Source organism: Shewanella profunda (assembly GCF_023283765.1).
GTDB classification, from domain to species: Bacteria; Pseudomonadota; Gammaproteobacteria; order Enterobacterales; family Shewanellaceae; genus Shewanella; species Shewanella profunda.
Genome location: NZ_JAKILG010000001.1, coordinates 194,252 through 214,486 on the forward strand (window position 1 = coordinate 194,252; position 20,235 = coordinate 214,486).

Consider the following 20,235-nt stretch of genomic DNA (forward strand, 5'->3'; position numbering starts at 1 on the left):
ACTCTGTTTGCTGCTTGGCTTGTTTGCGGGTGGTATAACTGGTTACGCAAAAAAGTTAGAATTCAGACGGTTTCAAAATTGAGTGGCTATTATGACAAATCAAATCCTGCTTGCCTGTATTTATATTGCAGTGTTTATCTTTTTACAGCGCGCCTTGACCCATTGGGTAAGAAAACTTGCACAGTTGAAGCAGGTAAGCGTGGCACGTACCAGTTTAGTCACACGGTTTATCTCCTATGTGATGTTTTTTATTACGCTTTCACTGATGGCTGTCTCGCTCGGTCTTGGTTATCAGGATGTATCGCTATTCGTGTCCTCTGCCTTTGCGGTTATGGGCGTTGCTTTAGTCGCCCAGTGGTCGATTTTGAGTAACTTAACGTCTGGCGTATTGATCTTCTTCGTGTTTCCCTATCGCATTGGTGAACGTATTCGAGTGGTCGATAAGGATGAAGATATCAGTGGTGTGATTATCGAAATCGCGCTGTTCCATGTGCTAATTCACCGTGATAACGGCGATACCATCACTTACCCCAATAACTTAATGTTGCAAAAAGCAGTATTAAAGCTGTCCGATCAGAGCTCACTTGCCGAGCGTCAGGCTTTACTTGAGGGGAAGAAGAAGTTTGATCTTGAGTAATTGGAGTTGTTATTTTGTAATGGGTTGGGTGGGATTTTGATGCTGACATCCGGCTTCGTTCTACCTAAATGCATTTAGTCAGTGACACTCCGAGTAGTGGTCAACTAAATTTAGCCACGGCTTTAGAATCTAACTAAAACCTTAATCATGCTTAAGGTTTTAGTCTTAGTTGAAAGCTGTACTATTTTAACGATGCAATATAGGCTTCTGACTTTTGGCGGTAAGATTCTTCGAAGGCAATGATAGCAGCTATGATACCGGAGCCCAAAAGCACTTGTAGGGAGGGGATAAGCGTTGCTATGCCCACAGTCGACCAAAAGTTAAGGCCAAGTCCGCGTGTCATCCAAAACTGACTTGCTAGGCCAATCAATGAAAGCGCGACGGCTAACAGCGAAATAACGGTTGTTACTCGGGTAATCATTAACAGTAACGCTAAGTTTTTTGAGGATAAATTTTTATAGGGTTTCATTTCTTCGACTCTTTCCTTAAGTATTTAATATCGTATATGGTTAATTTCTGACCTAGCGAAGCACTCTTTGAAAAAACGCCACAGCTTGCAGGTACATTTGCAGTGCCAATGCGGGATCATAGCGTTCACCTTCATCGCGCATAAAGGCGTGTTGGGCGTTGACTTCAAGCCAAGTGAAATTGCGATTCAGCGCCATTAATTGCTGGTGGATTAATACTCGACCCTCTGGCGATACATGGGGGTCTTGCTTGCCAAACACTATCACTAATTCCCCTTGAATATCACCGCTGCGGCTCAGAGAATCATTACCGTAGGCGCACGGCAGAGTATTGGAATGAATATCGGTTGGGTAAAGGCAAAATGCCCCGAGAATCGAAGGGTTGAGCGCGGCGCGGTAGGCTAGGTGACCGCCGATACACACTCCCATGCTGCCAACTTTGCCGTTGCAATAGCTTTGCTGAGTGGCAAAATCGATCAGTGCTTGGGTGTCGCTATCATGGTGTTCTAAAGGCTTGGCAAATTTATCGGCGTTGCCCTTGTCTTTACCCGGATCATCGTAGGCCAGCACGGTGCCTATGGGATTGAGTTCATGAAATACTTCAGGCACTAATACGGCAAAACCATGGCCTGCAAGAATAGTGGCGGTGCGGGCGATGGGTGCGGTTTGCTGAAATATCTCGGAGTAGAAGATGATGCAAGGGAACTGCCCTTGTGCATCAGGGCGGTAGACATAGGTTCGCATCAGCCCTGATGGCGTGGAGATATCCTGAGTTTCCTGAGTGACTAGCATATTAAGATCCCTCTGTGAGGCTGCAAACATTGAAGCCTCACTTTAGCAGTCAGGAATTTATCTGTCAGTTAAAACAATTCATTACCTGAGAGTTCACCAGCGCAGAGCGCTTTTAGGTTGCTCAAGGTCGTTTTGGCAATAGCGCTTAAGGCTTCTTCGGTAAGGAAGGCTTGGTGCCCAGTGAAAATCACATTATGGCAAGCAGATAAACGGCGGAATACATCGTCTTGGATGATTTCATTCGACTTATCTTCAAAGAATAAACCTTTTTCGTTTTCATACACATCCAGCCCCAATGAACCGATTTGGCCAAGTTTTAAGGCTTCCATTGCATCAAAGGCATTGAGTAAGCCACCGCGGCTAGTGTTAATCACCATCACGCCGGGTTTCATCTTGGCAAAGCTTTCCTTGTTGAGTAAGTGATGATTATCCGCGGTCAGCGGGCAATGTAAGCTGATGATATCGCTGTTGGCATAAAGGGAATCGAGATCCTGATATTCCACATTTAGGGCTAATACTGCTGGGTTGATAAAAGGATCGAAGGCGATCACCTTACAACCAAAACCGAGCAGCACTTTAATGGTCGCCACACCGATTTTCCCTGTACCAATCACACCGACTGTTTTGCCGAACATATTAAAGCCAACCAAACCTTCGAGGGAGAAGTTAGCATCACGGGTGCGTTGGTAAGCCTTATGAATTTTGCGATTCAGGGTTAACATGAGCGCGACAGTGTGTTCGGCCACGGATTCGGGGGAATAGGCGGGCACGTTAACCACTTGCATTCCCAAGCGTTTAGCGGCGACTAAATCGACATTGTTAAAGCCTGCGCAGCGCATGGCGATAATTTTTGTACCGCCCTTGGCGAGTTCTACTAGCACTTCTTCACAGAGTGAGTCGTTCACAAAGGCACAAATGATGTCAAAACCTTCGGCTAGTTTGACCGTTTGCATGCACATGCGATAATCGAAATACTCTATTTGCGCACCAAATGCGACATTGGTACGGTTAAAATATTCCATGTCGTACTGTTTTGCGCTAAAAAATCCAATTCTCATTTCAATCACCTATCCAGTTTCCTGATATTGTTATCTGTTAATGAGTGTAAGTGAGTTAGTACTTTTTGTCCTTAGCCTTAGGGGGTTACCCCGCGAAAAGAGTGACCGTCATCATCAATTTGACATAAAAAAAAGCGAACCCTGACGGCTCGCTTATTGGTTTATTGAATTCTGCTTGAACGTTCAGCAATGGCTCTCATATCAAAAATCCTGCTATATGAGCCTAGGGTTAGTCCTTTAACCCTCATTGCTGCATTTTACTTTTTATCTTTAGCGTATTTAGCGGCAGAGGCACCCGCGATACGGCCGTAAGTTACGATATCGGAGATAGCGTTACCACCTAAGCGGTTAGCACCGTGAACACCACCAGTGACTTCACCTGCTGCATATAAACCATCGATAGGCTTACCCGTTTTTTCACTCTTCACTTCGGCCTTAGTATCAATCACGACACCACCCATAGTGTGGTGAACCGCTGGTGCGATTTCGAGAGCGTAGAAAGGTGCAACAACTAATTCACGTGGTAAATCAGGACGTTCAAATTGAGCATCTTTACCTGATTTTACGAAGCCGTTGTATGCAGTGATGGTTTTAGCCAATTCAGCTGCTGGGATATCTAACTGCTTAGCCAGATCTTCAACAGTTTTGCCTTCTTTCACAATTTTCAGGTGCACATAACCTTCGATTGCTTTTAAGCTCTTACGGATTGAATCATCAAATACCAGATAAGCACTTTCACCTTTTTGTTGCAGAATCGCCGCAGATGCTTTGTCGCGGGTGGTGATTTCGTTCATAAAGCGGTTACCTTCACGGTTAACCACGATAGCACCGTTACCACGTACAGCTTCGGTGATCATCACGCCGCCTGCTGGGGAGTAGGTTGGGTGAGCTTGGATAAATTCTAGGTCACGGACCGCTGCACCAGCTTGCTGAGCAACGTCTAAGCCGTCACCTGTAGCGCCTGGGTGGTTAGTTGCTTTAAAGCCTTTTAACTTAGGATCGTACTTAGCTACTCGGTCATTGTTTTTAGCAAAACCACCGGCAGCGATAACGACAGCATCGGCATTGATCACGTAGTAACCCGTGTATTCACCTTTCACTAATACGCCGGTAATTTTACCGCTCTTATCTTCAAGAATACGTACTACACGACTGTTTAAGCGAATATCAGTACCGCGTTTAACTGCATTATCCCAAAGGACTTGTGCTACATGGGCACCCACACCAGCGCCGCCTGTTGGACGGTGGCTACGGTTAACACTTGCGCCACCCATACGGCCAACGTCTGTCATATCGGCACCCATAGAGGTTAACCAATCGATAGAGTCTGATGAGTTGTTGGCTAAGGTTTTGACCAATTCAGGATCGTTAATATTACGGCCACCTTTCATGGTGTCGTCGATCATGATTTGTTTCTTGTCTTCGATACCTAACTTAGCCTGTGGCTTAGTTTCAGCAGCGTTCATACCGCCCGCAGCAAGTTTAGTGTTACCGCCTGGGACAGGTTCTTTTTCAAGTAGGATGACGTTTGCGCCAGCATCACGGGCGGAAACGGCTGCGGCAAGACCTGCACCACCTGAACCGATAATTACGACATCAGTAGTTTCTTTTGCGCCAGCGGCAATGGCTTTATCTTGGGCCGCTTTGTCAGCATCAACAGGTACAAACTTACGTTCCCACTTACCACCGTATGGCATATCGAAGCCAAAGCTATGGCAAGCATCACAATAAGTAACTGATTTTTCATGGCCTTTATGGCAGCTTGTACAAGCGATTTCACCAATTAAGTGAGATTTATGGGGGGATACTTTGTCTTTAGGTGCGGCGGCGGCTAATTCTTTTAAATCACCGTGGCAGCTAACACACTGGGCATTTTCATGGGTAAGGTTGTCGTTGGTGACGCCACCTTTTTCTGAAACGTGGCAGCTATCGCAGCTACCCATTTCACCGTGAAAATCGGCTAGCACTTCTGGCGCAGCATAGGCAGTACCTGCCATTGCGCCAGAGATCAGCATGGCTAGTGCTGTTTTTTGAATCTTTCTTGTGAACATGATAGTTCCTCCGCCGTACATTCATCTACTTAATAAGGGTTATTCATCGTGGCGTGATATTGATATTTTTCATAGCTCACGCACTTTAGAGCATTCTCCACTAACAAAGTTAGCACTATCTAAAGAGGTATATGTGTATTTGCGTCACATAATGATTGTTATATCGAAAATAACATATCTAAATTGTGCAATATGGCGAAAAATAGAAGTCAAACCGAGAGGAATCACTTATTAGAAATAGTAAAACTTGCTGTAGATAGCATATTTACACAGGTTAGATTGTGGTCAGTTTAATTAAACTTTTAGTTTTGTTTGCTTGGCGTGTTTAATTTGTACTTTATTGTATTTATTGTGTATTTTTATGTGAAATCTCTCTAGTGTAAATACGTAAATATTTACCGGATTAAGTATTATATAATAAGTGACATTCCGCCAGTTTTTGAGTGAAAAATTTATTATTATTTTACTTATATGTTACCTGTGTGATTTTTAAAGGTTAAATCTATGCATAAAGATCATGTGTCAGAAAAACGTTTTTGGGTACAGCGACTGAGTAAAACGAGCTTAAGAGCTTTGCATATACTCGGGGTAGTCGGTGCGGGTGGCGGAATATTACTCGGTGTCGAAAAGTCCCTGTGGTTGAACTACTGGTATATCGCGATGTCGACAGGGAGCATATTAATGTGTTGGGAAATTGTGCGGGATTGGCGCTGGCTTATTCAGCTCAAGGGGGCGTTAACAGTAGTAAAAATAGGTCTACTCTGCTTGTTTGTACCGCTGGCGAGCTATAAACCTGAGCTGCTTATACTGGTGTTGTTTTTATCTGTTATAGTCTCCCATGGTCCTGCTGGACTTCGGCATTACTCTATTGTGCACCGTCGACAAATTGAAACTAAAAAAGAGATTAAAGGCTAATGCTTCAAAATGATTGCACACTTTTAAAGCCTTCGGCATTAATAACCCAATTCCCTTGGCCATCTTTAGTGGGCTTGAAAGTGCTTGATTTAGCCTGTGGTTCTGGCCGTAATGGCCTGTGGTTCTTAGCGCAAGGCGCCGACGTTACTTTTATCGATAGGGAGCTGTCTGCTTTACATATTGAACATTCGAATGCTCATAAACTTCAATGGGATTTAGAGGCCAATTCGGCCCCCCTTTTGCCTGTAGAAGCATTTGATATTGTGCTGGTGTTCAATTATTTGCATCGTCCATTGCTGACGCAGATAACGGCGAGTGTTAAATCCAAGGGGTTCATTGTCTATGAAACCTTTACATGGCGCCAAGCTGAAATAGGACGACCACGCAACCCTGATTTTTTATTGACTGAAAATGAACTCAAATCAGCATTTGCTAACTGGCAACCTTTGCATTACTTTGAAGGGCAATTGAGTGAACCTCACTTGGAACATGTGAGTTTTAAAGCGCAGCTGATTGCCCAAAAGTGGTAGTACGGCTACCCATCCGATCTTAAGTCTATTCATGCAGAAAATAGAGGCCACAGGATGTTTCCCTATCCAGAGCAATATCGCATTGCCACTCCGCCCATAACGACAGCCATTATGGTGGCTTGGGCGCTGTTCAGTCATAGTGTGTTGGCGGATGCCAGTCCCGTGGCTTTATATCCATTACTTGCACTATTTCCGCTTATTATTGCGCTACATCTGTACTTGATTTGGTTGGCAAAAGGCATGGGGCGACTCGATCAGTTTTTCTATGCTTTAGTGCATATACCATTGGCGTTTGTGGTGTGGACTTTTACCATTATGCATGTCAATGGCAATGCGTTTTCCTAGTTTATTTCCCCCTATTTGGCCTAACTTATTTACTTAAGCTGTTCTCAAGGATGATTTACGCGTGGATCTAGAGTTAAAAAAACGCCAACTGCTTTACTTTCCCGTTCTATATCTCAGTGGGTTATTTATATTAGGCTACAGCCTTATCCACTGGTTTTTACTGCAACTATTTAATGTGAACGAAGACATAGGTTATTTTTGGTTACCTCTGTTACTTCCTTGGTTGCTGCTTTTCTTCCTTAGGCCTAGGCTTAAACTGCTTAAGTTTACGGGAAGTCACTCGCGCTTTATGTATCTTCTTATTGCTTCTATTTATATCGCAGTACCCACGATTATTACGCAGGAATACCTAAAGACGGCAACGGGCAAGTTGACTCTGCTCGATTCGATACAAGAGTTTTCCCTACATCCACCGACTCAGTTTTACCAACTAAAGCAGTCTTATATCGATATATTCCACTCAGACCAAGGCTGCCATTATACCAGCTTGAAATACCGTCAACGGTTGTGGAAATATCAAATAACCCAGAGCATGAGCCGTCGCGGTAACTGCTGGGATAATGCTCCAATGGAGCGATTTTTCAGGAGTTTAAAAACGGAATGGATCCCGACACAAGGCTACAAGAGTTTTAGCGAAGCTAAACAAGATGTGACTGATTACATCATTGGTTATTACTGTGAAGTCAGGCCACATCATTACAATGCAGGATTGAGCCCAAATGAATCAGAGCGACGATTTTGGTTAGATTCTAAAGCTGTGGCCAAATTTAGTTGACCACTACAAAGTGGTGACTCGTTGTATCGGTTGGCTGGGATTGCTTTCTGTGTTCGTCATTTTAGCAATGTTTAAAATGTTTATATGGTAGTGGAGATCCCTACTGGGCTGTGCACTCAATGCAGTGCACAGCGGTTCGGTTTTTATTACTGGATTAACTCAGCGGTTTAGGCTAAAAGCCTCACACTCAAAAACCGTAGGCTAAAAAATGGGGAAAACATCGTCCGAGGTAATCGCTGGAGGCGGTATTTCCTGATTTAAAAACTCGCCATGATGGTAGCTATTAATCACTTGTATCCAGCCATCATCCCTGAACTCGTATTGTTTACCATGAAACCTGCTTTGCTCGTCATAATTAGCTATTTCAAGCACATAGTCTTCAGTATTACGCAGTTCCCAATGGCCGACTTGTTTACCTTGGTCGAAGCGTCCGTACCAATAACGTCTCTCAGGATTTGGCCTTGGGTTGAAACCGAACTCACCATGGGTGTACACCCAGTCGCCATCCTGCTGCCCATTGCGGTATTCGCCCTTTTCATACAATTGGCCGTTAGTGGCGTAACGTTGCACTAATCCTTCGGGGTTGCCATGGTTAAAGCTTATTAATTCAAGCAATTGCCCTGAACTTGTCTCATTACGGAACTCGCCATGGAGTTCGCCTTGGGCATCATAGCTAAAGGTGAGGGTGGCATCTTCTTGTTGTTTCTTCCAGGCACCAACGGGCTTGTCGTTGGCATATTGGCCTTGTTCGGCCAGCCACTGTTCCCCTGTTTCATGCTTAATTTTCAGCATTTCGTAGGGGCCTTCGCGCTTGCCCTCTTTAAAATACTCGCGGGTAATAACTTTTACGCTTTGAGTGCGGTTCAGGGTTTGCAGATATAACCCGGTCAATTTGTTATCGATATGCTCGCTGCGGCTAATTAACTCACCTTGTGCAAATGTTTCGTTGAGGACCCATTTTTTAAGCTTGTCCTCCTCAGTATTTACGATCAATTGACCTTCACTAAAGCGTTGATGTTTACGGTAAACCCAACTGTTGTTTTGGTGTTTTTCTTCGGTTGAACTGAGCATTTCGCCCTTTTCATCATACTGAACCGATAAGGTCACATTCCATGGTGCCTCTATAATTTCCTTTTGTGCTATCTGGCCATTTTCATAGTAATCCAACTGTTCCCCGACTTTATAGTCATTGTGGTAGCGGTAGTGGCGCTTTACCTTGCCATCGTCGAAATATTCGAAGTAATCCCCGTGTTTCTTACCTTTAACATAAGCTTGGGTCGAGATAATTTTACCAAACGCCCAGTTTGTTTCGTTGCCATGTGTGAGCCCGTCCACCATAGGGATTTCGAGGTGTAAGTTGCCATTGTCATAGTACTGGGTAACACAGGTGCCGCTATTACAGACCTTGCCCCTAAGCTTTCCCTCGCTATCAAAGAGCTCGCTTATGCCGACCTCTTTACCATCTTTATAGATGGTTTTGTAACGGATCTTCCCACCTTCCCAGTAACCCGTTTCAAGGCCTTGTTTCACACCATTTTCATAGTGTGATTCAACATACAATTGGCCCGTTGAAATATATTTTTTGAGCAAACCATGAAGTTGGCCTTGCTCGTTGCGAAAGCCTTGTTCATAGGGCTTGCCATCCTCAAAGTAACATTGATAAGCACCGCGGAATTGTTCACTGGTGAGTGTTTTACCGATATTGTTATCGGCGAGGGAACTGGCGCAGAAAAGCATATCGTTGTCTTTGTAATAAATCTCGGCCTTATAATTTCCGTCGATAACTTCAGTCGATTGCTTTAAATAGTAGCGAGCCAACTTTTTATTTTTGACGATCTTCCAATGTTCATCGAGTAGCACGTTTTCTGCATTGGCATTGGTGCTGATAGTGATACTGACAAGTACCAGTGCTCCAAGGAACCGTTTTACTGTAAATAGACGCATAACCGCTCCTTATGGCAAAGGTTTAAAGGTGAATTCATAGGGGATGTCGACGGGATTTTGAGAGAGAGTCATATAACTCACCTTCGCGGCAGGGCCCGCTACACTCAAATCGCGGCCATCGACCAGCGCCTCTTTAATCCGCAGTTCGGGGGTTTCGGGCAGTCGAATCGTTAGGGATTTGCCTTGGGCATCCTCGACTTTAAAGTAGTTCTTAAGATCTTTACTCGGCTCATTGTCATAACCGGTTTTTGTTAGCCAAGCTTGTAAATCGATTAACCAAGGACGTGGACTAGCGGCCTGATCTAAGGGTTGCCAACTGATATCACCTTGGCAATGGATTTTACCTTGGATGTGTTTATCGTAGAAAAACTGCCGCTCGCGGTCGGGCGTCATCAGGGTATAGGCTGGTCCGTTTGGGGCATTGGGCTCAAACAGCCAAGTGACGGCGTGTTTCCCTTCATTAAAACCTTGTTCTATTTCAGGTTTACAGGCACTCGCTAATGCGGCTGACATAGGAATATACAGATTATGGCCATTGTCAGTCTCAGGTTTTATCCCTTGGATCGCACTGATTTCAGCTTTTGATGACTCAAGATCCTGATAGAGGAAGCTATCAAGGCTTGAATTGCCAAACTCGCTTAGGGGATTCGCCAGATTTTGGTTGTAGTCGGTAAAGGTCACAAAGCGGATGTTCTTGGTTTGGGTTAACTCCGACTGTGGCTGGCTCTCCACGATTACAACGGTTTTAGGGATCTCATCTAACTTAAGTAGCAGGGCGCGGGTGCTAAGGTGATGAGGCTCATCGACACCGATTAATTCCCCCAGCAGTTCCTTATCCGTCACCGTTAACCATTTGGGATAATCACTATCGCGACGGGCTTCGGCCATCTTCCCTTTAAATTGCTGAAAAGGAAGGTTAATGTTTTTAGTCTTACTCTGCTTTGTTACGACTTTAAATAGCTTTGCCTCGGCGTCGAGCACCTGAATTGTGAGGCTCGCATCGCCAAAGACGTAAGGATTCGCGACCAGTTCATCCCACGACTTTTCGACTATCTTATTGCTTTCAGGGATAAGGGTCAGCTTGGCGGTGATATGGTCTATCTGCTTGAGTTTATTGGCGGTGTTGTCCCAGCCTGTGGCGATAAGATCCACCGAAGATTCAATCGAGCGGTTGAAATTCATCGCCAAACCTCTGCTGTGCTGCCAGAAGTGAATGTCTATCGGATTTCCGCTGGCATCAAAGGCGGCTAAGTCTTCATAATGCACATTGGCAACCACATATCGCGGGCTCATATTATGGACAAAGCGCAATTGCAGCACTTCTGGTGTATTAGTGCCCCATGGGCCAATATTATCAAGAATGCCTTGCTGATCAGGTAATAAGGATTTTATAAAGTCCTTATCATGGGCTTTATATTCCCGCGGCACATCGCTAATGGGGTATAGCTCTTTTTGCAGATCATCTATATCACGCTCGGCATCGTAGCGAGCGTCGGCATGCCAAAGCATGTTCATGATATAAGGGCTATCTTTGGGCGCCATGGCGATGCGGCGAGTGAGAGTACTGCCTTGGTGCGCTTCCTGTTGAAAAAACGCCATGCTCTCTAACCAACCAGTTTTGCGGTTAAGCTCGAACTTGCCATAGGCCTTAAAGTTGTCTTTCTCTCCTTGTACTACCGCAAATAACTTATCTTCGGTCACTTGCTCAACCGTCCAAGTTAAGCGCGCGTCCATGGGGGCGCTAATGCTATAGCCAACCCTAGGCTCTAGCACTACGGGCAAGGTTGGAGCCTGTTCAAACAGTGATTTAAGATTAATCCAGTGCTCAAATAACTCGATGATCTCTTTTTGATCCACCTTCGCGATGGGGGTTAGCTGCCGCGCTTCACCCTTGTTGAACTCCACATTAAAGCCGTCTTTAACCAATTGCACGATTTCATTGGACTGGCTTTGGGGGGCGATATTACTCACCGGAATAGGCATGCCATAGTCGCTTATTTGCAACAGGTTAGGTTGGAGAAAAAAGCGGGCGTTATGGGTTAACGGCGTCGTTAAGCTGGCCGCTTTACCTTCTGCATCTTGCAATTGGTAATCCAGCAGCAATCGCGCCTGCATCACTTTGCGGGTTTCAAAGCCATCATCAAGGCTTACGGTGGAAATAATCTGATATTCACTTTGAGTGGGGATGCTAGCTGACTTGTTTGAAAGCGAATTATCGCAAGCCGTTAACCCAAGAGTGAGCGTGATTGTGGTACAAATTACCCTGCATATCCCTATAGCCATTAGAACTCCATCTGCAACTTATGTTGTTGAAATGTAAAATTATTAATTTGTGAATTGATGGCATTATACACAAAAATATCTAAGGGGAATAAAGTAGACGTCAGCCATGAAAAATATCTTAGTACTCTAGGCAAAGTCGAGGAACATCGGATTAGCCGCTTGAATGGGATAGACCAGATTAATGCTGAACTGGCCTATCCTATAGGGAATTTAGGGCATTAAAACAGCAGTGTTGCTACACCTAATAGGGCGAATAATACAGCGCAGCCTCTATGGATCCAGTGCATAGGTAATTTTTCAGCGCTAAAGTGCCCCGCAATAACCACAGGGACGTTGGCGATCAACATGCCTAAGGTTGTACCAGCAACAACCATGGCGAGGGCATCGTATTTTGCGGCCAATACCACAGTGGCTATCTGAGTTTTATCTCCCATTTCGGCAATGAAGAACAGGATAAATGTTGCCCAAAATGGCCCCATTTTATAGAAGCGACTTTCTTCTGCATCCACTTTGTCAGGAATTAATACCCAGAGTGCAATGGCAAAGAAGGAGGCGGCAACCAAATAGCGGGCAAGATCGGGGTTCACCCAAGTGATGGCCCATTGACCAACCCAAGCTGCGGCAAAATGGTTAAATAGGGTTGATAGCAAAATACCTAAAATAATCGCGGTTTTATTTTTAAATCTTGCGGCGAGTAATAGTGCAAGCAATTGAGTTTTATCACCAATTTCGGCGATAGCGACCGTAAAGGTTGAGGCAAGTAATGCTTCCAAGTGTGATCCTTTAGGGGTGGTTTAGACATAAGCACAATAGACCGTCCACCCCTAGGTGCGGTTATCGTGCTCAGGTCTTGCTTGGCAAATCAATGACTTGCTGTGAATACCATGGCCTGTTGCCAAGTATGTTGATATTCACCCTAGATAACGATAGTTCGAAATCCAGTTAGCTACTCCCCCGAAGCGAGGCGTGCATTATAGCTAAGTGAAGCAGAGTTTCAAGGGCGAGATGTTAATGTGGCAGCTTAGCTCTCTTTAGGGTGACTTATGGCGTTTAGTTTAAGGTTTGGTGAGTAGGAGCATAAATAATGACGATGATTTGATACCTTGTATTTTTTGTTTGCTGAGCCGCTATTAAGTTGTTGCTATATAAAAATCCATTCAGCTTTATTGATAACTGGCTTGCCCACTGGGTTTTGCTCTGTTAATGTCCCAAGCTATCTCTTTATCGATGCGTTTTATCGGTACTTTATTAGGGCCATCACCATTGAAAGTCACGTCACTTTTCTTCAATCGATTTAGTTAGCCTCAATGGCAACTGAGTTGAAATATTCAAAAGCTATTGGGGCCAATTGATCTGTTATATCAAGATCTGATTGGATGCTTTAAGTTTTATGACGCTTTTAGTTTAATGACGACATAGTGACGCAGGGCTTTATCCTTCAAATCGACTCAAAAATATTGATAAAAATAATAAGTAAAACTTGAACAGGATTATTGTGTGAATTCAAAAATACTAGGCTCGATCGCCATTGTTGCTGGTACGGCAATTGGCGCAGGCATGTTAGCTTTGCCTTTAGCTACCGCGGCTTTAGGGATTATTCCGGCAATTCTATTACTGGTGGTTATTTGGGGCATTTCCGCTTATACCTCGTTGTTAATGCTAGAAATTAATTTGCGCTCTGGCGTCGGTGACAATGTGCATGCTATTACCGGTAAGCTACTCGGTAAAAAGGGCCAGATTATCCAAGGTGCGTCATTTTTAAGTTTATTGTTTGCTCTAACAGCAGCTTATCTTACGGGCGGCTCATCGCTGTTAGTATTAAAAGCGCAAAACATGTTCGATATAGTGTTAGATAATCAAGTCGCAGTACTGTTGTTTACACTGGTTCTGGGTGGATTCGCTGCGCTAGGTGTGGCTTGGGTGGATAAGATTTCACGTTTCCTGTTTTCCTTGATGATTTTATTGCTAGTAATTGTGGTGCTGTTTTTATTGCCAGAAGTGAGTCTTGCTAGCATGGCAACCGGTGCAATTGCCGAGTCAATGACCAGCAGCTGGATGGCGGCGATCCCTGTGGTATTCACCTCCTTTGGTTTCCATGTGTGTATTGCAACCTTAGTGCGCTATTTGGATGGCGATGTGGTTTCACTGCGCAAGGTATTGTTAATTGGTTCGACGATTCCATTGGCTTGCTATGTTTTTTGGTTACTGGTGACCTTAGGTACTGTGGGTGGTGCAGAGGTAAGCGGCTTTAACGGATCGTTACCCGCCCTAGTCACCGCCTTGCAAGAAATCGCAAATACTCCTTGGATAAGTAAATGTATTTCACTATTTGCTGATTTAGCCTTAATTACCTCTTTCCTCGGCGTAACCCTAAGTTTGTATGACTTTGTCGCCGAGCTGACTCGTGCCAAAAATACCGCTGTTGGCCGTATTCAAACTTGGTTATTAACCTTCGTACCACCCTTATTGTGCGCGCTATATGTGCCCGAAGGCTTTGTGGCGGTACTCGGTTTTGCAGCTGTACCTTTAGTGGTGATGATTATCTTTTTGCCGATTGCTATGGCCCTTCGCCAGCGTCAACCTCAAGCGATAGGTTACCAAGTTGCAGGTGGTTCGATTGCATTAGTTTTAGCGGGTCTTATAGGTGCGATTATTATTGGCGCACAGCTATTTGTGGCGCTTTAATCGAGCGTGATTATCTGAGCCGTTTTAAAAGCAAGTTTAGCCTGTACTATTACTCAGATGTATTTGCTTTGTAAGCGAGTTTGTCAAAGTCTGTTGGAAGCTGTGTATCATGTGATAAAGTCAGGCCGGTGCCTGACTTTTTGCTTTTTAGGTTTTAAGGCAATCAGGTTTAGGGCATTTAGCCCTACTATTGACGATGAATGACAACAAATAGCCTTGCTTGCGCGCGGCTTTATTCACATAAAACGGACTTAACATAATGAAAAAATGGTTACTTACAGTTGCCGTTGCCGCTAGTTTTGGCGCTCAGGCGGACGAAGGTATGTGGCAGCCCCACCAGTTACCCGCTATGGCCGATGAGCTAAAAGCAAAGGGATTAGAAATTGATGCTAAATCAATTTCTAAACTTACCGAATTTCCGATGAATGCCGTGATAAGCCTTGGCGGTTGCACTGCATCATTCGTATCGCCAAAGGGCTTGGTGGTCACGAATCATCACTGTGCCTATGGTGCGATTCAATATAATTCCACCCCTGAAAAAAACCTGCTGCAAGATGGTTTTTTAGCTAAGACGTTTGCCGATGAATTACCTGCGACACCGGGTTCACGGATCTATGTGACTGAAGATGTCTCCAATGTGACCGAGCGTGTTAAAGCAGGGCTTGAGTCAAAGGTGGGTAATGAATTTTACCAAGGTGTTGAGCGACAAGAAAAAGCCTTAGTCGCTGAATGTGAAAAGGAAGATGGCTATCGCTGTCAGGTTTATAGCTTCCACGGCGGCCTCGAATATTATCTAGTAAAACAACTCGAAATTCGTGACGTGCGCTTAGTTTATAACCCAGCCGGAAGCGTAGGTAAATACGGTGGTGATGTGGATAACTGGATGTGGCCACGTCACACTGGCGATTTTTCTTTCTACCGTGCCTATGTCTCTAAAGCGGGAAAACCGGCGGAATTTAGCGCGGAAAACGTGCCCTATGAGCCCAAAAGTTTCCTAAAAGTATCGGCTAAAGGCGTGAGTGATGGCGACTTTGTGATGGTTGCAGGCTACCCAGGTCGCACCAACAGATACCGCACCGCCAACGAAGTGCAAAATCAATTCGAGTGGGCTTACCCTCAAGGTAAGATACTGCGCGAGCGTTTTATCGAGATCATTAAAGATACCGCCCCCGAGGGCAGTGACGAGCGTATCAAGTATGAGAGCCAAATTGCAGGCCTTGCCAACTATGCGAAAAACTTCACTTCAATGATCGAGTTTTACGGTAAATCAACCATGCTAGCTGACCGTCAAGCCCGTGAGGCTGAGCTTGCTGCATGGGTTGCCAAAGACAGCAATCGTGAAGCTAAATACGGCAAAACCTTAGCAGAATTAGATACGCTAATTGTGAAAGGTAATGAGCATCAAGAGCGTGACATGATACTCAGTTATATTGGCAATACGACTATGGTTCCTACGGCGCGTGATTTATACCGTTTAGCCAATGAGAAGCAACTGCCCGATATGGAACGTGAGCCTGGTTTCCAAGAACGTGATATGACGCGCTTTAAAGCGAGTATGGAGCGAATCGATCGCCGTTATGCGCCAAGCGTCGATAAAGCCGTGTTGCTCGATATGCTTAAACGCTATGCCGCCCTTCCTGAGAATAAGCGCTTACCCGCATTGGATAAAGCCTTTGGTATCGACAGCAAATTCAGCGAAGCTAAGTTAGCTAAAACACTCGATAAAATGTACGCCAAAACCGAGCTAGGCAACAAAGATGTACGTTTAGCATGGATGGATAAATCGGTTGCTGATTTTAAAGCGTCTAAAGATCCTTTTATTCAATTTGCTGTCGCTATGTATGACACAGATATGAGCGAGGAGAAGAAAGAAAAAGAATTAGCGGGTGAGCTGATGAAGGTGCGTCCGCAATATATGGATGCCATTATTGCCTACAACCTCGAGCAAGGTAAGCCCGTTTATGCCGATGCGAACTCAAGCCTACGTGTCACAGTGGGACATGTGAAAGGTTATGAACCAAAAGATGGTTTGGTCGCACTGCCATTCACTCGTTTAGAGGGAATAGTGCAAAAAGACACCGGCATTGATCCTTTCGATGCCCCTAAAAAGCAGTTAGATCTGATCAAACAGAAGCAATATGGTGATTTCTATGTGAAATCAATTGATTCTGTACCAGTGAACTTTTTATCGACTCTCGATACTACCGGCGGTAACTCTGGCTCACCTACCTTAAACGGCCGCGCCGAATTAGTGGGCCTGCTGTTCGATGGCGTCTATGAAAGCATTATCGGTGACTGGGCCTATGACGATAATATCAACCGCTCAATCCAAGTGGATAGCCGTTATATGCTGTGGGTAATGAAGTATTTAGATCATGCCGACAATCTATTAGCCGAGATGGAAATCGTTAAATAATCCATTGCCGCATCAACAATGCTCTGGCCTGTAGTGGCTGGATTATTAGCATTCAAGTGCGATGTAGTGCTTTAAAAATACTGCAATAACAACACAACAAAATAGCGATAAACTTACTGAGTTTATCGCTATTTTTTATTTGGAGATTAGAAACTGTCCTGAGTCATCTGATGGTGAGAAAGCCGTTTTATATAAATTTTTAATTGGTTGGGTTTGAGCGAATTGCGGGGATTCATCGTAACTCGATTTGCGGTTGGAACATGTTGGTCAGTGCTGGGTAGTCATCTAGTGAGACCTATAACTTCAGTTATTAGGAGCTTTGTGCTCGCTGCTTGCCACTCATACAGGCATGCCATGACATTGACTCGTCGACGCGCAGCCAGTCCATCCTTGGATGCTCGACCGCCCCGTCCATGGGGCGGACGGTCGTCTCGCAAATCACCATGGCGCACCTTTTTAGCATTAGCGTAACCTGTAGATTTAAAAGATTATGTAACATATTTTTTGATAAAAGCGCTTTAGATTCAATGGACTAATGGTTGGTGGCATTGGGAAAGTTTTGGTGGCCAGATTAGTTTACACTGCCCCCACATATTCCCCATGACCCTACATATTCACTGACCTCGTATATTCCACATATTTTGTTAGATTTTTGGCGCTTTGAACTCAAGGCAGTGAATCTACTATGCTATCTGCAGTATTTATTGTCGCCTGTATCTCAGCGATCACTTCGTCAAGAGACTTGACAACGCGGCGCTTTGCCCGGTTGAGGTCCGTCGTCAGGCGAGGTAACCCACCAACCGTTGTTTTAAAACTCTGCATGCCAACTAATGAGCCGCCAGCAGCTTCAACCATAGAGCGAAGAGACTGCCCAAGTTGATCAATTGGTGACGTATCTTCACTGTCAAAGTCTTCGTATAAAGATAAAGCCTTACTTATTGCCTCAAAAGCCTCCTTGCGTGATCGGGCAAGGAGAGGTAACTGGCCATCCATGATATCCGCATATCTGTTCATATCTTCAGCCGAAGCTTTGACTGCCCTCCGAGCATCTTTCATGCGTTGAGGCTCGTTAATCTCTCCAACTTCCTGGATTTCAGTCGTTCGGCGAGTCATTTGCTCTCCTATCGAGACTGTTGCATCTGTAATTGCATGAAGTCCAGCACTCATCTGCTCCATAGACATCCCGAAGCGATCAAGATACTCAAGAAATCCTAAATCATCGTCAGATATGTCGACAACGGTGCCAGGCAGTACGACAGGTGGTGACATTGAGCTTTGTAAGAAAGAAGATTGCCCTCTGCTCCACTTTTGAGCCACGGCACTCAAATGTGTTCGTACCAATGACTCAAAATTATCAATTCCCTCAAATGTGCGGTGAAGAACCCCCTCATCGCCCAAGGAATGTTTGAATTTTTGAACGCGGTTATTTTGATCTCCATCGATCTCTGAAGGCCTAATTGCTTTGTCTTTGAAGTAAACCATTATTTCAACGGAGCTAGGATCAGCACCCCACCTAGCATGCGCCCGTTCAAATTCTTCCAAAGTGCCTGATGCAGCCCTAGAAGTTGGAGTACCAATTCGCCCCCACAGAATCCCGATGAATACGTCGTACTCATCTCCAATTTGCGAGTTGATGACATCTTGAGGCTCGCTGCCAATACCGGGACGGGTAGAGGTTTCCCAGCGCAGTAACTCTAGACGTACCCCTAGCGATTTTGACCAAGTGCGATTAAGTTCGGCTACTACCGACTCAAGAACCTCTCGCTCTTCGGTGACATCCCCCGGTGATGCAACAAATATTTGTAATACTGTCTCTGACCTAGGCATTTTGTCTCCTCCGAAAAACTAATGTCTTAGTATTGATGCGCTGCATTGTTTGCTGGGCATAAATCGCTTGTTGACTAAATCTGAAATATGGCCGCTGCCATATCCATGTCAATTGGTATAAATGATGCTATAGGAATTTGCTTTTTGGCGGTAGCTGTTTTTTATACAGCTTTGAAGCTAATCACTTGATATCGTTTTAGCTTTATCATTCTTTGCGCTTATTTTTTGCTGATGAATCGCTATCTAACGACTCAAAACTCCAAGGAATACACCTCCCCTCGGAGTTGCCGCAGGGCGAATAGAGCTCTTGATTTAATAAAGAGTGCGTGAGTTCGGTCATATATGACCGACTCGCTTTCGCAGGTGCAGGGGCGAATGAAAATCGATGATTTTCGCGCTTATGAGCGAGAGGCAAGGATTGCCGAACTGGGGTGCTTTACATGGATGTAAAGCGGTGACTTCGGAAGCGATAGCAAATTTGGCAATGAGCACAAGGGGCTTTCAACTCCGTTGGGGGCGTCTTGGAGCATCCAAGGGCGAAGGCCAACGGCCGTTTTGAGCGCGAGATAGGGATATCGAGCAGGTAGTTTAACATGGACGTTTTTGATAGGACGAGCAGTCATCCTTGGTCGACTCTTGATTAAACATCAGGGGGGGAAGCCCCACGACTTTGATTTTGATTAAAGCATTCAAATGAAGTTTAGAAAACTCCAAGGTCTTACTTTGGGGCAGACGATTAACAGATATTGGCTTAATGTAAAATTCCAACCATCAATTTATATTATTGCCAGCGCTGCTTTTAGCTCTGCAATTTCCGATTTTGTCAGTGGCCGCATTTGCCCTTCTTGTAACTCACCCAATGCTAATTCGCGTAAATTCAGCGTCATTATGGCGACGCGCTCAAGATCGATAACGCGATATCCGAGCGCCTTGGACATACGCCGAATTTGTCGATTCAGTCCTTGAGTCAGCACGATTTCAAAGCTGTCCGAACTCAGACGGCTGACTTGGCAGGGTAAGGTTTGCACCTCTTTATACTTTACGCGTTCCGCCATATTGGTAAGAAAAATATCATCAAAAGGCCTATCAAGCTGCACATGGTAGGTTTTGCTGTGGGCAAAGCTTGGGTGCATTAGTTTGTGTGTCAAAGCGCCATCATTGGTAAGCAGCAACAGGCCACGTGAGTCTTTGTCGAGCCTGCCTACAGGATAGAGTCTTGGCGTTTTGGGCAGTAGATGCAATAGGCTGGTTTTATCTTGTTCAAGCAGGCGGCAATCTGTGCCTACGGCTTTATTGAACATCCAATAGACTAATTTTTCTGCCGATGAGATTGGAATACCGTCTAACTCTATCCTATCCAGACAGTGAAAAGTCTCGTCTAAACTGACGGGATCTGTGTGGCTAGCGGTACGACCATTGAGTGTAATTCGTCCCGCTGCAATTAAACGACATGCTTCACGGCGTGAGCCAATGCCACATTGGGCGAGGTATTTTGCTAAGCGCATGGTTT

General features: G+C 44.9%; 15 protein-coding genes and 1 pseudogene. 7 read left to right on the plus strand and 9 right to left on the minus strand.

The window, feature by feature from the left end:
* Positions 1-91 precede the first annotated feature (91 nt).
* Positions 92-637: a mechanosensitive ion channel family protein gene (locus L2744_RS00970; protein WP_248990290.1), complete on the plus strand. Its 546-nt coding sequence runs from the start codon at positions 92-94 to the stop codon at positions 635-637.
* A 181-nt stretch (positions 638-818) separates the two neighbouring features.
* Here the strand turns inward: L2744_RS00970 and L2744_RS00975 are convergent, their stop codons facing one another.
* The 4 genes from L2744_RS00975 to fccA all read right to left on the minus strand — a co-directional run bounded on the left by L2744_RS00975 (position 819) and on the right by fccA (position 5,005).
* Positions 819-1,106 (minus strand): hypothetical protein, encoded by a 288-nt coding sequence (locus tag L2744_RS00975; RefSeq protein ID WP_248990291.1) that lies wholly within the window; start codon positions 1,104-1,106, stop codon positions 819-821.
* A gap of 52 nt (positions 1,107-1,158) precedes the next feature.
* Positions 1,159-1,896 (minus strand): dienelactone hydrolase family protein, encoded by a 738-nt coding sequence (locus L2744_RS00980; RefSeq protein ID WP_248990292.1) that lies wholly within the window; start codon positions 1,894-1,896, stop codon positions 1,159-1,161.
* 68 nt (positions 1,897-1,964) lie between these two features.
* Positions 1,965-2,954 carry a 2-hydroxyacid dehydrogenase gene (locus tag L2744_RS00985; RefSeq protein WP_248990293.1) on the minus strand — a complete coding sequence of 330 codons (990 nt, stop codon included), beginning with the start codon at positions 2,952-2,954 and terminating at the stop codon, positions 1,965-1,967.
* Between the two features lie 257 nt (positions 2,955-3,211).
* Complete coding sequence (fccA, locus tag L2744_RS00990) at positions 3,212-5,005, minus strand: fumarate reductase flavoprotein subunit FccA (protein WP_248990294.1); 1,794 nt, start codon at positions 5,003-5,005, stop codon at positions 3,212-3,214.
* A gap of 504 nt (positions 5,006-5,509) precedes the next feature.
* Between fccA and L2744_RS00995 the strand changes: the two genes are divergently transcribed.
* The 4 genes and pseudogenes from L2744_RS00995 to L2744_RS01010 all read left to right on the plus strand — a co-directional run.
* On the plus strand, positions 5,510-5,920 hold the full coding sequence (locus L2744_RS00995) for a hypothetical protein (protein ID WP_248990295.1): 411 nt from the start codon (positions 5,510-5,512) through the stop codon (positions 5,918-5,920).
* Entirely contained in the window at positions 5,920-6,450 is a 531-nt protein-coding gene (locus L2744_RS01000; RefSeq protein ID WP_248990296.1) for a class I SAM-dependent methyltransferase, read from the plus strand. Before L2744_RS00995 ends, L2744_RS01000 begins: the two co-directional genes overlap by 1 nt.
* A 54-nt stretch (positions 6,451-6,504) precedes the next feature.
* On the plus strand, positions 6,505-6,795 hold the full coding sequence (locus L2744_RS01005) for a hypothetical protein (protein ID WP_248990297.1): 291 nt from the start codon (positions 6,505-6,507) through the stop codon (positions 6,793-6,795).
* A gap of 451 nt (positions 6,796-7,246) precedes the next feature.
* Positions 7,247-7,570, plus strand: a pseudogene (locus L2744_RS01010) (integrase core domain-containing protein); the annotation flags it as partial.
* Positions 7,571-7,771: 201 nt separating this feature from the next.
* Here the strand turns inward: L2744_RS01010 and L2744_RS01015 are convergent.
* The 3 genes from L2744_RS01015 to L2744_RS01025 all read right to left on the minus strand — a co-directional run bounded on the left by L2744_RS01015 (position 7,772) and on the right by L2744_RS01025 (position 12,570).
* Positions 7,772-9,514, minus strand: coding sequence for a toxin-antitoxin system YwqK family antitoxin (locus L2744_RS01015; protein ID WP_248990298.1), 1,743 nt, complete (start codon positions 9,512-9,514; stop codon positions 7,772-7,774).
* A gap of 9 nt (positions 9,515-9,523) precedes the next feature.
* Positions 9,524-11,797, minus strand: coding sequence for a hypothetical protein (locus tag L2744_RS01020; protein ID WP_248990299.1), 2,274 nt, complete (start codon positions 11,795-11,797; stop codon positions 9,524-9,526).
* 218 nt (positions 11,798-12,015) lie between these two features.
* The gene (locus L2744_RS01025) at positions 12,016-12,570 is read right to left on the minus strand and encodes a TMEM165/GDT1 family protein (protein ID WP_248990300.1); all 555 of its coding nucleotides are present in this window, start codon (positions 12,568-12,570) and stop codon (positions 12,016-12,018) included.
* Positions 12,571-13,294: 724 nt separating this feature from the next.
* Between L2744_RS01025 and L2744_RS01030 the strand changes: the two genes are divergently transcribed.
* Both L2744_RS01030 and L2744_RS01035 read left to right on the plus strand, forming a co-directional pair.
* Positions 13,295-14,482, plus strand: coding sequence for an aromatic amino acid transport family protein (locus tag L2744_RS01030; RefSeq protein WP_248990301.1), 1,188 nt, complete (start codon positions 13,295-13,297; stop codon positions 14,480-14,482).
* A gap of 259 nt (positions 14,483-14,741) precedes the next feature.
* Complete coding sequence (locus L2744_RS01035) at positions 14,742-16,898, plus strand: S46 family peptidase (RefSeq protein ID WP_248990302.1); 2,157 nt, start codon at positions 14,742-14,744, stop codon at positions 16,896-16,898.
* Between the two features lie 666 nt (positions 16,899-17,564).
* Here the strand turns inward: L2744_RS01035 and L2744_RS01040 are convergent.
* Together L2744_RS01040 and L2744_RS01045 are read right to left on the minus strand one after the other, a co-directional pair.
* Positions 17,565-18,725: a DUF4062 domain-containing protein gene (locus L2744_RS01040; RefSeq protein WP_248990303.1), complete on the minus strand. Its 1,161-nt coding sequence runs from the start codon at positions 18,723-18,725 to the stop codon at positions 17,565-17,567.
* A 776-nt stretch (positions 18,726-19,501) separates the two neighbouring features.
* Positions 19,502-20,230, minus strand: coding sequence for a 23S rRNA pseudouridine(2604) synthase RluF (locus tag L2744_RS01045; RefSeq protein WP_248990304.1), 729 nt, complete (start codon positions 20,228-20,230; stop codon positions 19,502-19,504).
* Positions 20,231-20,235 lie beyond the last annotated feature (5 nt).

Excerpts from the sequence above, each read along its gene's own strand:
- L2744_RS01045 (WP_248990304.1), bottom strand. The coding sequence starts at position 20,230 with ATGCGCTTAGCAAAATACCTCGCCCAATGTGGCATTGGCTCACGCCGT.
- L2744_RS01015 (WP_248990298.1), bottom strand. The coding sequence starts at position 9,514 with ATGCGTCTATTTACAGTAAAACGGTTCCTTGGAGCACTGGTACTTGTC.
- L2744_RS01000 (WP_248990296.1), top strand. The coding sequence starts at position 5,920 with ATGCTTCAAAATGATTGCACACTTTTAAAGCCTTCGGCATTAATAACC.
- L2744_RS00995 (WP_248990295.1), top strand. The coding sequence starts at position 5,510 with ATGCATAAAGATCATGTGTCAGAAAAACGTTTTTGGGTACAGCGACTG.
- L2744_RS01005 (WP_248990297.1), top strand. The coding sequence starts at position 6,505 with ATGTTTCCCTATCCAGAGCAATATCGCATTGCCACTCCGCCCATAACG.
- fccA (WP_248990294.1), bottom strand. The coding sequence starts at position 5,005 with ATGTTCACAAGAAAGATTCAAAAAACAGCACTAGCCATGCTGATCTCT.
- L2744_RS00975 (WP_248990291.1), bottom strand. The coding sequence starts at position 1,106 with ATGAAACCCTATAAAAATTTATCCTCAAAAAACTTAGCGTTACTGTTA.
- L2744_RS00970 (WP_248990290.1), top strand. The coding sequence starts at position 92 with ATGACAAATCAAATCCTGCTTGCCTGTATTTATATTGCAGTGTTTATC.
- L2744_RS01020 (WP_248990299.1), bottom strand. The coding sequence starts at position 11,797 with ATGGCTATAGGGATATGCAGGGTAATTTGTACCACAATCACGCTCACT.
- L2744_RS01040 (WP_248990303.1), bottom strand. The coding sequence starts at position 18,725 with ATGCCTAGGTCAGAGACAGTATTACAAATATTTGTTGCATCACCGGGG.
- L2744_RS01035 (WP_248990302.1), top strand. The coding sequence starts at position 14,742 with ATGAAAAAATGGTTACTTACAGTTGCCGTTGCCGCTAGTTTTGGCGCT.
- L2744_RS00985 (WP_248990293.1), bottom strand. The coding sequence starts at position 2,954 with ATGAGAATTGGATTTTTTAGCGCAAAACAGTACGACATGGAATATTTT.
- L2744_RS00980 (WP_248990292.1), bottom strand. The coding sequence starts at position 1,896 with ATGCTAGTCACTCAGGAAACTCAGGATATCTCCACGCCATCAGGGCTG.